The sequence below is a fragment of the Curtobacterium sp. MCPF17_002 genome, assembly GCF_003234115.2.
Lineage (GTDB): Bacteria > Actinomycetota > Actinomycetes > Actinomycetales > Microbacteriaceae > Curtobacterium.
In genome coordinates this window covers 902,663-914,609 of the sequence record NZ_CP126251.1, presented here as the reverse complement: position 1 = coordinate 914,609, position 11,947 = coordinate 902,663, and the positions used below count along the sequence as shown (strand labels likewise).

General features: G+C 72.0%; 12 protein-coding genes. 7 read left to right on the top strand and 5 right to left on the bottom strand.

The window, feature by feature from the left end; translation table 11 throughout:
- The first annotated feature begins 103 nt into the window (after window positions 1-103).
- Complete coding sequence (locus tag DEJ28_RS04415) at window positions 104-1,363, top strand: DNA recombination protein RmuC (RefSeq protein ID WP_111116014.1); 1,260 nt, start codon at window positions 104-106, stop codon at window positions 1,361-1,363.
- A 174-nt stretch (window positions 1,364-1,537) separates the two neighbouring features.
- Here DEJ28_RS04415 and glpX read toward each other — a convergent pair whose 3' ends face one another.
- The gene (gene glpX, locus DEJ28_RS04410; protein ID WP_111116013.1) at window positions 1,538-2,527 is read right to left on the bottom strand and encodes a class II fructose-bisphosphatase; all 990 of its coding nucleotides are present in this window, start codon (window positions 2,525-2,527) and stop codon (window positions 1,538-1,540) included.
- A gap of 160 nt (window positions 2,528-2,687) precedes the next feature.
- Here glpX and fbaA point away from each other — a divergent pair, with 160 nt between their 5' ends.
- Window positions 2,688-3,716, top strand: a complete 1,029-nt coding sequence (fbaA, locus tag DEJ28_RS04405; RefSeq protein ID WP_111116104.1) for a class II fructose-bisphosphate aldolase — start codon at window positions 2,688-2,690, stop codon at window positions 3,714-3,716.
- A 65-nt stretch (window positions 3,717-3,781) separates the two neighbouring features.
- On the top strand, window positions 3,782-5,065 hold the full coding sequence (locus tag DEJ28_RS04400; protein WP_111116012.1) for a M18 family aminopeptidase: 1,284 nt from the start codon (window positions 3,782-3,784) through the stop codon (window positions 5,063-5,065).
- On the opposite strand, the gene DEJ28_RS04395 is transcribed toward DEJ28_RS04400, so the two are convergent.
- On the bottom strand, window positions 5,062-6,186 hold the full coding sequence (locus DEJ28_RS04395; RefSeq protein WP_111116011.1) for a zinc-binding alcohol dehydrogenase family protein: 1,125 nt from the start codon (window positions 6,184-6,186) through the stop codon (window positions 5,062-5,064). The two genes, DEJ28_RS04400 and DEJ28_RS04395, sit on opposite strands and share 4 nt — an antisense overlap.
- Before the next feature lie 87 nt (window positions 6,187-6,273).
- Between DEJ28_RS04395 and DEJ28_RS04390 the strand changes: the two genes are divergently transcribed.
- A complete protein-coding gene (locus tag DEJ28_RS04390; protein WP_111116010.1) occupies window positions 6,274-6,852 on the top strand; it encodes a TetR/AcrR family transcriptional regulator in 579 nt (192 codons plus the stop codon).
- On the opposite strand, the gene DEJ28_RS04385 is transcribed toward DEJ28_RS04390, so the two are convergent.
- Together DEJ28_RS04385 and DEJ28_RS04380 are read right to left on the bottom strand one after the other, a co-directional pair.
- The gene (locus DEJ28_RS04385) at window positions 6,849-7,631 is read right to left on the bottom strand and encodes a DUF6264 family protein (RefSeq protein ID WP_111116009.1); all 783 of its coding nucleotides are present in this window, start codon (window positions 7,629-7,631) and stop codon (window positions 6,849-6,851) included. The genes DEJ28_RS04390 and DEJ28_RS04385 overlap by 4 nt on opposite strands.
- Window positions 7,628-8,692 carry a 4-hydroxy-3-methylbut-2-enyl diphosphate reductase gene (locus DEJ28_RS04380; RefSeq protein ID WP_502866943.1) on the bottom strand — a complete coding sequence of 355 codons (1,065 nt, stop codon included), beginning with the start codon at window positions 8,690-8,692 and terminating at the stop codon, window positions 7,628-7,630. The genes DEJ28_RS04385 and DEJ28_RS04380 overlap by 4 nt, the downstream gene beginning before the upstream one ends.
- Before the next feature lie 103 nt (window positions 8,693-8,795).
- Between DEJ28_RS04380 and xseA the strand changes: the two genes are divergently transcribed.
- Window positions 8,796-10,031: an exodeoxyribonuclease VII large subunit gene (gene xseA, locus DEJ28_RS04375; protein ID WP_111116008.1), complete on the top strand. Its 1,236-nt coding sequence runs from the start codon at window positions 8,796-8,798 to the stop codon at window positions 10,029-10,031.
- Window positions 10,032-10,129: 98 nt separating this feature from the next.
- Here xseA and DEJ28_RS04370 read toward each other — a convergent pair whose 3' ends face one another.
- Window positions 10,130-10,930, bottom strand: coding sequence for an alpha/beta hydrolase (locus DEJ28_RS04370; protein WP_284180771.1), 801 nt, complete (start codon window positions 10,928-10,930; stop codon window positions 10,130-10,132).
- Between the two features lie 83 nt (window positions 10,931-11,013).
- Here DEJ28_RS04370 and DEJ28_RS04365 point away from each other — a divergent pair, with 83 nt between their 5' ends.
- Together DEJ28_RS04365 and DEJ28_RS04360 are read left to right on the top strand one after the other, a co-directional pair.
- Entirely contained in the window at window positions 11,014-11,259 is a 246-nt protein-coding gene (locus DEJ28_RS04365) for an exodeoxyribonuclease VII small subunit (RefSeq protein ID WP_111116410.1), read from the top strand.
- Window positions 11,256-11,894 (top strand): DUF4245 domain-containing protein, encoded by a 639-nt coding sequence (locus DEJ28_RS04360; RefSeq protein WP_111116409.1) that lies wholly within the window; start codon window positions 11,256-11,258, stop codon window positions 11,892-11,894. Before DEJ28_RS04365 ends, DEJ28_RS04360 begins: the two co-directional genes overlap by 4 nt.
- Window positions 11,895-11,947: the final 53 nt, after the last annotated feature.

Below are 11,947 nucleotides of genomic sequence, written 5' to 3'. Positions count from 1 at the left end.
CCTAATGTCATGACATGGTTTGGAACGGGTGGTCGCGGCCCGGTTGGACCGCACACCCCAGGCCTGGAGGCGCGGTGTCGGTGGGTTCTGGGAGGGTCACGACATGCAGATCCTCGCCCTGGTCATCGGTCTCGTGATCGGCATCGCCGTCGGTGCGGTCGTCGCCTGGTCGCTGGCGCGGTCGCGCGCCGGCGTCGACGCCGCCTCGGCGCGCGCCACCGCCGAGGCGCTCCGCGGCCAGCTCGACGCGGCACGCCACGACGCCGAGGAACGGCTCGACGCGCAGGACGCGCAGTACCGCCGGCAGGTGGACTCCCTCGAGCGCCGCTCCGCCGAACTCGAGCACCTCGTGCAGCGGATGCACGGCGCCGACTCCACCCGGAACCAGAACGAGTCGAAGGTCCTGTCCGCGCTGAGCCCGGTCGCGCAGACGCTCGACGTGATGCGCGCGAAGATCGCCGAGCTCGAGCAGTCCCGGAGCGAGCAGTACGGAGCCCTGTCGGCACAGCTCCGGTCGGCTGCCGAGTCCGAGGAACGCCTGCGCGCCACGGCGGACACCCTCGCGAGCGCCCTGTCGTCGAACAGCACGCGGGGTGTGTGGGGCGAGACACAGCTCCGCAACGTGGTCGAGGCCGCGGGGCTGCTCGAACGGGTCGACTTCGACGTGCAGTCCTCGGTGACGACCTCGGTCGGCGTCGCCCGTCCCGACATGGTCGTGCACCTGCCCGGCGGCAAGACCATCGCCGTCGACGCCAAGGTGCCGTTCAGCGCCTACCTGCAGGCGGCCGAGATCCCCGCGACCGCGACCGGCGCCGAGGGTGCGCGACGCGACCACCTCATCGCCCAGCACGTCAAGGCACTCCGCGCCCACGTGGACGCCCTGGCAGCCCGCGAGTACTGGACCGGGTACGACGCCTCTCCGGAGCTGACCGTGGCGTTCATCCCGTCCGAGTCGCTCGTGTCGAGCGCGCTGGCGGCCGACCCGGGGCTCCTCGACCACGCGTTCCGGAAGCGGATCGCACTGGCCTCGCCCGTGACGCTCTGGTCGGTCCTGAAGACCGTCGCGTTCTCGTGGCAGCAGGACGTCGTCTCGCAAGAGGCCCACGAGCTCTTCCGGGTCTCGCGGGAGCTCTACGGGCGACTGTCCACGATGGCCGGGCACGTCGACAAGCTCGGGCGCTCGATCCGCGGGTCCGTCGTCGACTACAACCGCTTCGTGGGGTCGCTCGAGCGGCAGGTGCTGCCGAGCGCCCGCCGGCTCTCGCTGCTCGACGAGTCGAAGGTCGTCGCCACCCCGGGCACGATCGACGACGAACCGCGGCTGCTCACCGCTCCCGAACTCGTCACGACCGAGGCGGAGTAGCCCCCGCCCGGCAACCCCACACTGGATCGGCGTCGCACCCCTCCACGAACAACGCGCCCCGTCATGACGGGGCGCGTTGTTCGTACCGGGGTGCGACGCTCGGCCGGATGGGGCCGGACGGGGCCGGACGGGGCGGCCGCGGCAACGCCCCGCAGAGGCGTCAGACCGTGCGGATCAGAACCACTTCTCGGCGCGGTGGTCCGCCTGGATGCGGCGGATCGTGTTCGAGCGCGACCGGAGCACGAGCGAGTCGGTGTGGATGACGCCGCGCGAACGCCGGACGCCGTCCACGAGCACGCCGTCGGTGACACCCGTGGCGACGAAGAACGTGTTGTCGCCCGTGACCAGGTCGTCCTGGTCGAGCACCTTGTCGAGGTCGTGGCCGGCGTCGATGGCCTTCTGTCGCTCCTCGTCGTCCTTCGGCTGGAGCTTCCCGAGGAGCACCCCGCCGAGCGCCTTGATCGCACACGCCGTGATGATGCCCTCCGGCGTCCCGCCGACCCCGACGCAAATGTCGATCGTCGAGCCGGGCAGTGCCGCCGCGATGCCACCGGCGACGTCGCCGTCGAGCAGCAGACGGGTGCCCGCACCGGTGGCGCGGATCGCACGGATGAGTTCGTCGTGGCGGGGCCGGTCGAGGACGGCGACGACCATGTCCTCGAGATCCTTGCCCTTCGCCGTCGCCAGCGCACGGATGTTGTCGCCGATCGGCTTCTCGAGGTCGAGGACCCCGCGCCCCTCGGGTCCGGCGGCGATCTTGTCCATGTAGAACACGGCCGACGGGTCGTACATCGAGCCGCGGTCCGAGACCGCCATGACGGAGATGGCGTTCTGGCGGCCGGCGGCGGTGAGCGAGGTGCCGTCGATCGGGTCGACCGCGATGTCGCAGGCGGGACCGTGCCCGTTGCCGACGTGCTCACCGTTGTAGAGCATCGGGGCGTTGTCCTTCTCGCCCTCGCCGATGACGACCACGCCGTCGAAGTTCACGGTGCCGAGGAACTTCCGCATCGCGTCGACGGCTGCACCGTCCGCGAGGTTCTTCTCACCCCGGCCGACCCACGGCTGCGCACGGATCGCGGCGGCCTCGGTCGCGCGCACGAGTTCGAGCGCGAGGTTGCGGTCGGGCTGGAGGAACAGGGAGCCGGTTTCCGTGGTGGGGGTCACGACCGCCAGCCTACCGACCGGCGGCCGAACGGCCGTCCGGACCGGATGCCCGTGAACGGATGTGCGCTGCCCCGCGGAACGGACGCTCGTCACGCGCACCCCGCCTCCAGTGCGTCTGACTACGATCGGAGCGGACACCACCACGTCGAAGGAGATCACAGTGCCCATCGCAACGCCGGAACAGTACGCCGAGATGATCGAACGAGCGAAGGCCGGCAAGTTCGCGTACCCCGCCGTGAACGTGTCCTCGTCCCAGACGATCAACGCGGTCCTCCAGGGCCTCGCCGAGGCCGGGTCGGACGGGATCCTCCAGGTCACCACGGGTGGTGCCGACTACTTCGCCGGCCAGACCGTGAAGAACCGCGCCGCGGGCGCCCTCGCGATGGCGAAGTTCGCGCACGAGGTCGCGAAGAACTACGACATCACCGTCGCGCTGCACACCGACCACTGCCCGAAGGACGCCCTCGACGGCTTCGTCCTGCCGCTCATCGCGGCGAGCGAGGAAGAGGTCCGCGCCGGTCGCAACCCGATCTTCCAGTCGCACATGTGGGACGGTTCGGCCGTGCCGCTCGACGAGAACATCGAGATCGCCAAGACGATGATCGCGAAGACGCGGAACATCAACGCGATCCTCGAAGTCGAGATCGGCGTGGTCGGCGGCGAAGAGGACGGTGTCGAGCACGAGGGCACCAACGACGCGCTCTACACGACCCCGAACGACGTCGAGAAGGTCGTCGACGCGCTCGGCCTCGGTGACCAGGGCCGCTGGATCGCCGCACTCACGTTCGGCAACGTGCACGGCGTCTACAAGCCCGGCAACGTCAAGCTGCGCCCCGAGCTCCTCGGCGAGATCCAGGCCGCGGTCGCCGCGAAGCACGGCACCGGCGAGAACCCGCTCGACCTCGTCTTCCACGGTGGCTCCGGTTCGACCGACTCCGAGATCCACGAGGCCGTCCGCAACGGCGTCATCAAGATGAACATCGACACGGACACGCAGTACGCGTTCACGCGCTCGATCGCCGACTCGATGTTCCGGAACTACGAGGGCGTGCTGAAGATCGACGGCGAGGTCGGCAACAAGAAGCAGTACGACCCCCGCGCCTGGGGCAAGGTCGCCGAGTCCGCCATGGCGGCTCGCGTCGGCGAGGCAGCGAAGGTGCTCGGCTCGGCCGGTCACACCCAGGGCTGACTCCGGTCCACAGCCTGGAGGCACGGGGCGCGTCCCACGGACGCGCTCCGTGCCACGATGGACGCGTGACCGTCGACGCCATCGCCTCCGAGTTCGCCCAGTTCGTCACCGAGTCCCCCACCGCGTTCCACGCGGCCGCGGCCTCCCGGGACCGGCTCGTCGCCGCGGCGTTCACCGAGCTCTCCGAGCTCGACGCCTGGCCCACCGAGGCGGGTGCCTACGTCGTCGTCCGTGACGGGGCGGTCATCGCGTGGCGACTGCCGGACGGTGCGACGCCGACGACCCCGTTCCGCATCCTCGGCGCGCACACCGACTCCCCCGGTTTCCGGATCAAGCCGAACCCGGGCGTCCGGACCGGCGGCTGGGAGCAGCTGAACGTCGAGGTCTACGGCGGCGCACTCCTGTCGACGTGGTTCGACCGCGACCTCCGGATCGCCGGCCGGGTCGTCGACGCCGACGGCACCGTCCGCCTGGTCTCGACGGACGCCGTCGCCCGGATCCCGAACCTGGCGATCCACCTCGACCGCGGCGTCAACGACGGCAAGGAGATCGACCGGCAGCGGCACACCCTGCCGATCGTCGGCGTCGACGGCGATGCCGGTGGGACCTCCGTTGTGGAATGGCTGCTCGCCCGGCTCGGCGAGGGTGCGGTGTCGTGGGATCTGTTCCTCGCGGACACGCAGGCGCCGGTCCGGATCGGCATCGACCGCGAGTTCCTGGCGTCGGGCCGAATGGACAACCTGACGAGCGTGCACGCCGGTCTCCGCGGGATCGTCGACGCGCCGGCGGACGCCGACCACATCCCGGTGTTCGCGGCCTTCGACCACGAGGAGATCGGTTCGTCGACGCCGTCCGGTGCGGGTGGGCCGTTCCTCGAGGACGTGCTCGGCCGCGTGCAGGAGTGCCTCGGCGCCACCCGCTCCGATGCCGCGCGCGCGTTCCGCGCCTCGTGGCTGCTGTCGAGCGACGCCGGCCACCTGGTGCACCCGAACCAGCCCGAGAAGCACGACCCGACGAACCGTCCGCGCCCCGGAGGCGGCCCGCTCCTCAAGATCAGCGCCAACCAGCGCTACATGACCGAGGCGAAGGGCGAGGCGGTGTGGGCCGCGGCGTGCGAGACCGCGGGCGTGCCGTGGCAGCCGTTCGTGAACGTGAACACGATCCCGGGCGGCTCGACGATCGGACCCATCGCGGCGACCCGGCTCGGCATCCCGACGATCGACATCGGCGTCGGGCTGCTGTCGATGCACTCGATCCGCGAGCTCGTGCACGTCGACGACCTCGCGGCCCTGCACGGTGCCGTGGCCGCGTTCCTCGCGTCCGAGGTCGGCACGACGACCGCTTCCTAGAGGGTCACGACGACCTTCTGCGCCGAGACCCCGGCGCGCTGCCGGTCGAGCGCTCCCTGCACCGCACCGAGACCCGAGCCGACGTGCAGCGGTTCCGGCACGGCCCGGAGCGTGCCGTCGGCGAGCCCGCGGGGCAGGACCTCCGCCCAGAGCCGGCGACCGACCTCGTCGTCGCGGAGGCTGCTCCCCCACACGAAGGCTGCCCGGATGCCGCTCCGGCGGGCACGGGTCATCAGCCCGGCCATGGTGAGGCCGATGCGGCCGAAGACGGGGAGCATCGCGGGGAAGAGTCGTCGGCGTCCGGCGAGACCGTCGAGCGAGACCGGGGTGCTCGCCAGCGCGAGGACCGTGCCGCCCGTTCGCCGCAGCACCTCGATGCAGGACCGGGCAGACGTCGTCCCGAGCGCGACGGCGCCGACGACCCGACGTCCGGCGATGCCCGCGACCAGGTGGTCGACGGCGTGCTCGTCGTGGTGGTCGACCACGACCTCGGCCCCGAGCGACCGGACCAGGTCGGCGTTGCGGGGCGACGCGGTGCTGACCACGTCGTAGCCTGCCGCACGCGCGAGCTGCACGGCGTTCATGCCGACGCTCGTCGATCCGCCCCAGACCACGACCACGCCGCGGCCGTCCGCCGGCAGCGCCTGGTCCCTGCCGGGCGTCGTCAGTCCGAGGTGCGCGGGCTGGAAGAGCGCGCAGGCCGCGGTGGAGGCGCCGAGGGGCAGCACGGCGGCCTCGCTGTCGGACAGGCCGCTCGGCGTGGGTGCCGTGAGCCGTTCGAGCAGCACCGTGCACTCCTGGAACGCCCCTTCGCGCATCGCGTCTCGACCACGGTCGGTGCCGGTCGCCAGGCCGAACACGCGGTCGCCGACGTGGAACCGGGTCACGTCCGAGCCGACGGCGACCACCTCGCCCGCCACGTCGGAGCCGAGGACGGCCGGGTACCGGAGCCACCGGTAGGTCACGGAGCCGGTGCCCTGGACAACCCAGTCGACCGGGTTGACGGCGACGGCACGGACGCGGACGGCGACTTCGTCGGCACGTGGTGTCGGTGTGGGCACGGACTCGACGACGAGCGGGGCCCGGGACGCGCGGAGGACGGCGGCGGAGTGCTGTGACACGGATGTGCCCTTCTGCGGAGGTGATGACACGGAGTGTCTTCACCGTAGCGCGTGACGACACCCGGTGTCATCACTTATGCTGGAGCCATGGCGAGATGGGCGCCCGACACCCGGGAACGACTGCGGAGCGCTGCGCTCGAGCTCTTCGACGAGCAGGGGTTCGGTGCGACCACCGTGGATGACGTCGTCGCCCGCGCCGGCCTCACGAAGCGGACGTTCTTCCGGCACTTCAGCGACAAGCGCGAGGTGTTCTTCGGCGACGACGAGATCCCTGCGATCGCGCGGCACATCCTCGCGGCCACGCCCGCCGGGGTCCCGCCGCTGACGCTCGTGTCGAACGGCCTCCGGACCCTCGCCGCCGAACGCTTCGAACCGCACCGTGACCGACTCCGTGCGGCCCGGCGGGTCATCGTCGCCGAACCCGCACTTCTGGAGCGGGACCTCAAGAAGCAGGCGGACCTCCGCGATGCGATCGATCAGGGCTTCCGCGACCGGGGGCAGGACCCGCTGACCGCACGGGTGCTCGGCGGCCTGAGCGTGGAGTGGTTCCAGACCGCGCTCGAGGCCTGGATCGCCGACGACTCCGACGACTCCGACCACAGGAGCGCACCACTGAGCGAGCACCTGGACCGCGTGCTCGAGCGGATGCGCAGCGTCCTCGGTTAGCCGCCGGCCATCCGCTGCAGGTACGCGGCGAAGTGCGGGTCCTGGAAGAGGACGACCATCACGGGGACCATGCCGAGCACGGTCGCCGCGATCCCGCCGACGAGCGGGACCCAGAACGTCCAGCGCCGCGACCGGAGCCGACGGAGCGACCACCAGGCGACGAGCACGAACACCACGACGAGCACCACCGCCCGCACGAGCACGGCCGACGACAGCGCCGCCGGGTTCGACAGGTCGGTGTACTGCTGCTCGACGACCGTGCGGATCGTCGAGGCCGTCGTCCCCACGGACAGGGACTCGAGGACCGTCCAGAGTCCGACGGCGAGGAAGCCCACCGTCAGCACGAAGTCGAGGGGCGAGGCGCCGAAACGACCCGCGGCCGGAGCGCGCCGGTCCGTCGACGCACCCGAACCGGCGGTCGGACCGTCGGGGCCGGCGCCCGCGCCACCCGTCCCACGGCCGGCCGCTGCACCGGAACCCGGTCCGTTCCTGCGGTCGCGGACGGCATCCTGGGCCGCCTGCTGCCGGAGCGAACGCGACCGTTCCTCCTGCTCGAGACGCTCCTGCTCCACGAGCACCGGGTTGACCCAGCCCTCCGGGGCGTACTCGCCGTACCGGGGTGCGGGGCGGCCCTGGACGCGGCCGGAGGCCGGACCGTCAGCCGACGTGGCGGGGGTGTGCCGCGCCTCCCGGCCGTCCGTCTGGTCGGGGACGTGACCCGGCTCGCGGGCCGGCACCGAGGACCAGCCGTCGGGGGCATCCGTGCGCTCGCCGCTCATCGGTGGCGCCCGCCGAGCCCACGCGTCGGGTTGCCGGACGCGTCGGTGCGGAGTTCCTTGGGGAGGGAGAACATGAGGTCCTCGTGGGCGGTGACCACTTCCTCCACCGTGCCGTAGCCGGCGTCGGCGAGCTGCTCGAGCACCTCGGTCACGAGCGCCTCGGGCACGGATGCCCCGCTCGTCACACCGACGGTGCGGACGCCGTCGAGCCACTCCTGCTCGATCTCGGACGCGTAGTCGACACGGTGGGCCGCACGGGCACCGTGCTCGAGGGCGACCTCGACCAGGCGGACGCTGTTCGACGAGTTCGCGGAGCCGACGACGATCACCAGATCGGCGGCGGGGGCGACCTTCTTGATCGCGACCTGACGGTTCTGGGTGGCGTAGCAGATGTCGTCCGAGGGCGGGTTCTCGATCGTGGGGAACTTCTCGCGCAGCAGCCTGACGGTCTCCATCGTCTCGTCGACGCTCAGCGTGGTCTGCGACAGCCAGACCAGGTTGTCCGGGTCCGGTACCTCGAGGGCGGCGACGTCCTCCGGCCCGTTCACCAGGATCGTGCGGTCGGGCGCGTGGCCCATCGTGCCCTCGACCTCCTCGTGACCGGTGTGTCCGATGAGGATGATGGTGCGCTCGGCCTTCGCGAAGCGGGTGGCCTCGCGGTGGACCTTCGTGACGAGCGGGCAGGTGGCATCGATGGCGTGCAAGTCACGGTCGGCTGCCCCGGCCACCACCGCCGGCGAGACGCCGTGCGCGCTGAAGACCACGTGGGAGCCGCGCGGGACCTCGGCGACGTCGTCGACGAACACCGCGCCCCGCTGCTCGAGCGTCGACACGACGTGGACGTTGTGGACGATCTGCTTGCGGACGTAGACCGGTTCGCCGTACTGCTCGAGCGCCTTCTCGACGGCCACGACCGCACGGTCGACGCCGGCGCAGTAGCCGCGAGGGGCTGCGAGCAGGACCTTCTTCGTGCCCGCGACCGGCTCGTCCCGCAGGCGGCCGCGCGCCGCGAGGACCCGCGGCGGGGCGAGCGGGACCGTGTGGCCGTTGGTGATCGTCACGTCCCCGATGATAGGTGAGCAGATCGCACGGCGGCTGGGCGTGCGCGCGGGCCGGTGTCGCTGGTTTCCGGCAGGATTGGACGGCACCAGCAGGAGGAGCACCATGGCGATCGAACAGGGACCACCGACGGCCGACAACCCGTGGCCCGTCGCGCTGCTCGGCGCGAAGCTGCGGGACTGGATCGACCGGCTCGGCACCGCCTGGGTCGAGGGCGAGATCACCCAGTGGAACGTCGCAGGCGGCAACGTCTACGGCAAGCTCAAGGACGTCGAGGTCGACGCCACGGTGTCGTTCTCGATCTGGTCGAGCGTCCGCACCCGGGTGCCCGCGGACATCAAGCAGGGCGACCGCGTCGTCGCTGCGGTCAAGCCGAACTACTGGGTCAAGGGCGGCTCGCTGACGATGCAGGTCGTCGAGATGAAGCACGTCGGCCTCGGCGACCTGTTGGAACGGCTCGAGCGGCTGCGGCGGACCCTCGCCGACGAAGGCCTGTTCGACCCGGCCCGCAAGAAGCGCCTGCCGTTCCTGCCGCACCGGATCGGACTCATCACCGGCAAGGACTCCGACGCCGAGAAGGACGTCAAGCGGAACGCGCAACTGCGCTGGCCGCAGGTCGAGTTCCGGACGATCCACACGGCCGTGCAGGGTGAACGGACCGTCGCCGAGGTCACCGCCGCCATCCTCGAGCTCGATGCCGACCCGGACGTCGACGTCATCATCGTCGCGCGCGGCGGTGGCGACTTCCAGAACCTGCTCGGCTTCAGCGACGAGGGACTCGTCCGTGCCGCGGCGGGTTCGGCCACGCCGATCGTGTCGGCGATCGGGCACGAGGCGGACCGGCCGATCCTCGACGAGGTCGCCGACCTCCGCGCCTCGACCCCGACCGACGCGGCGAAGCGGGTGGTCCCCGACGTCGCCGAGGAACTCGCGAACGTCCGCGCCGCGCGGGCACGACTCGGGCTCCGGCTGTCCCACATGCTCTCGGTCGAGGCCGACCGGATCGCCGCGCTGCGTTCCCGGCCCGCCCTCGCGTCCACCGCGTGGCTCGTCGACACCCGCGCCGAAGAGGTGGCGCGGGACCTCTCACGCGCCCGGGAGATGCTCGACCGGCGGCTCGAGCGATCCCACGCCGACGTCGGGCACCTCACCGCCCGGCTGCGGTCGCTGTCGCCGCGGGACACGCTGCGCCGCGGGTACGCCATCGTGCAGACGACGGACGGCGGGGTCGTGCGCAGCTCGGAGGACCTGGTCGGTGCGACGCCCGTGCACGTCACGCTCGGAGCGGGGACGGCGACGGGGACGCTCGAGCCGGACGGGCCGGGGCCAGACGGGGCGTGAAGCCGGACCCGGCGGGCCCCCGCCGGGTCGGCCGGGGTCCGGCCGGGTCCGGCCGGGCCCGACCGGGTCCGGCCGGGCCTGACACTGCGGCCCGCGGCTCACCAGCCGCGTTCGCGCAGCCAGCGCTCGGCTGCGCCGGGCCAGGCGGCCGCCGTGCCGGCCCCCTCGGCGAGGCCGATGCCGTGCTCGCCCCGCTCGAAGACGTGCAGTTCGAACGGCACCAGGTGCCGCGCGAGCGCCCGTCCGTACGCGAGGGAGTGCGTCACGTGGACGACGGCGTCCTCCGCCGTGTGCCACACGAAGGTCGGTGGTGTGCGGTCGTCGACGAGCTCCTCGCCGTCGAGTGCGGACTGCGCCCACACCGTCGACCCCTTGCCCAGCAGACTGTCGACGCTCCCCCGGTGCGGGTGGTCGGTCATCGAGACCACCGGGTAGCAGAGGAGGGTCGCGTCGGGCCGGTCGTCGACGTCCGACACCGCACGTTCGTCCGGCGTCGGCGCGTTGGAGACGAGGGTGGCGAGGTGGCCGCCCGCCGACGACCCGATCAGCAGGACGCGTGGGTCGGACGGGAGGCCCGTGTGGACCCCGGTACGCAGGTCACGGAGGAGCGTCCTGGTCGCCACCACCGCCTCCGGGTGGCGGTGCGGTGCGACCGGGTAGGTGAAGACGACGGCGGAGATCCCGAGGGTGTTCAGCCAGCGGGCGTAGCCCTCGCCCTCGTGCGGGGCGTGGTGCCGGTAGCCGCCGCCGGGCAGGACGAGGGCGAGGGACGGCCGGTCGGGGGTCGGGGCCGTCGGGGCCGTCGGGGCCGTCGGGGCCAGGGTCGTCGTGATCGGGGCCGTCGGGGCCGGGGTCGTCGGGGCCGGGTACCAGGTCGCACCGGCGGGCAGGTCCGTCATGCACGCGACCCTACGCGGCGCCCGGTTCTGCACAGGTTCCCCGGTGTGCCCGCACGTCGGTGGCCGCTCGGTAGGATCGAGGGGTGTCATCCCAGCAGGAACCCGAGCAGTCCGACGTCCGGTCACTGAGCTACGAGGCCGCGCGCGACGAACTCGTGCGCGTCGTCGCCGAGCTCGAGCAGGGCTCCGCGACGCTCGAACGCTCCCTGTCGCTGTGGGAGCGCGGCGAAGCACTGGCCGCCCGGTGCGAAGAGTGGCTCGTCGGCGCACGCGCACGGCTCGACGCCGCCCGTGCCGCCTCCGAGTCCGAGGACGGCGCACCCCGATGACCGACCCCGACGGCCGGCCGATCGTCGCCGAACTCGGTCGTCCCGAAACGGCAGAGGAAACCTGGGCCCGGAAGGACGCCGCTCGCACGGCTCGGCGGCAGCACCAGACGGCGTTCAACCTCGTCATCGCGCTGATCGCCTCGCTCGGCATCGTGCTGTTCCTCGTCGCGGTCGTCGTCCGACCCGACACGACGGTCGTCGACCGAGCGGTGGACTACCGCCAGGTGGCGTCGCAGGCGAAGGTGCCGGGCGTCACGCTCGCCGCACCCGCCCTGCCCGAGGGGTACTCGTCGAACCGTGCCGACTACAAGGACAAGACGAGCGACGGCGTGAGCGTCTGGACCGTCGGCCTGATCACCCCCGACAAGCAGTACATCGGGCTGCAGCAGGGCATCAAGGCGAACGACACCTGGGTCTCGAACCAGCTCGACCAGCACGCGGCCACCGGCACGCGCACGATCGCCGGCACGAAGTGGACCGTGTACGACCGCCGTGCCGAGGGTGACGACGCCGGCAACCAGGCGTACTCGCTCGTGTCCACGTTCGGCACGAGCACCGTCGTCCTGTCCGGCACCGCGAACGCGTCGTCGTTCCGCACGGTCGCGACGGCGGTCAGCAAGCAGTTCACGAGCTGACGAGCACCCCCACCGACCCGATCACGCTCGACCCGCCCCGATCAGCCTCCAGG

What these genes read in the sequence shown, in the direction of transcription:
- DEJ28_RS04370 (WP_284180771.1), bottom strand. Translation starts at nt 10,930, where the DNA reads ATGACGGACCTGCCCGCCGGTGCGACCTGGTACCCGGCCCCGACGACC.
- xseA (WP_111116008.1), top strand. Translation starts at nt 8,796, where the DNA reads ATGGCGATCGAACAGGGACCACCGACGGCCGACAACCCGTGGCCCGTC.
- DEJ28_RS04385 (WP_111116009.1), bottom strand. Translation starts at nt 7,631, where the DNA reads ATGAGCGGCGAGCGCACGGATGCCCCCGACGGCTGGTCCTCGGTGCCG.
- DEJ28_RS04390 (WP_111116010.1), top strand. Translation starts at nt 6,274, where the DNA reads ATGGCGAGATGGGCGCCCGACACCCGGGAACGACTGCGGAGCGCTGCG.
- DEJ28_RS04415 (WP_111116014.1), top strand. Translation starts at nt 104, where the DNA reads ATGCAGATCCTCGCCCTGGTCATCGGTCTCGTGATCGGCATCGCCGTC.
- DEJ28_RS04360 (WP_111116409.1), top strand. Translation starts at nt 11,256, where the DNA reads ATGACCGACCCCGACGGCCGGCCGATCGTCGCCGAACTCGGTCGTCCC.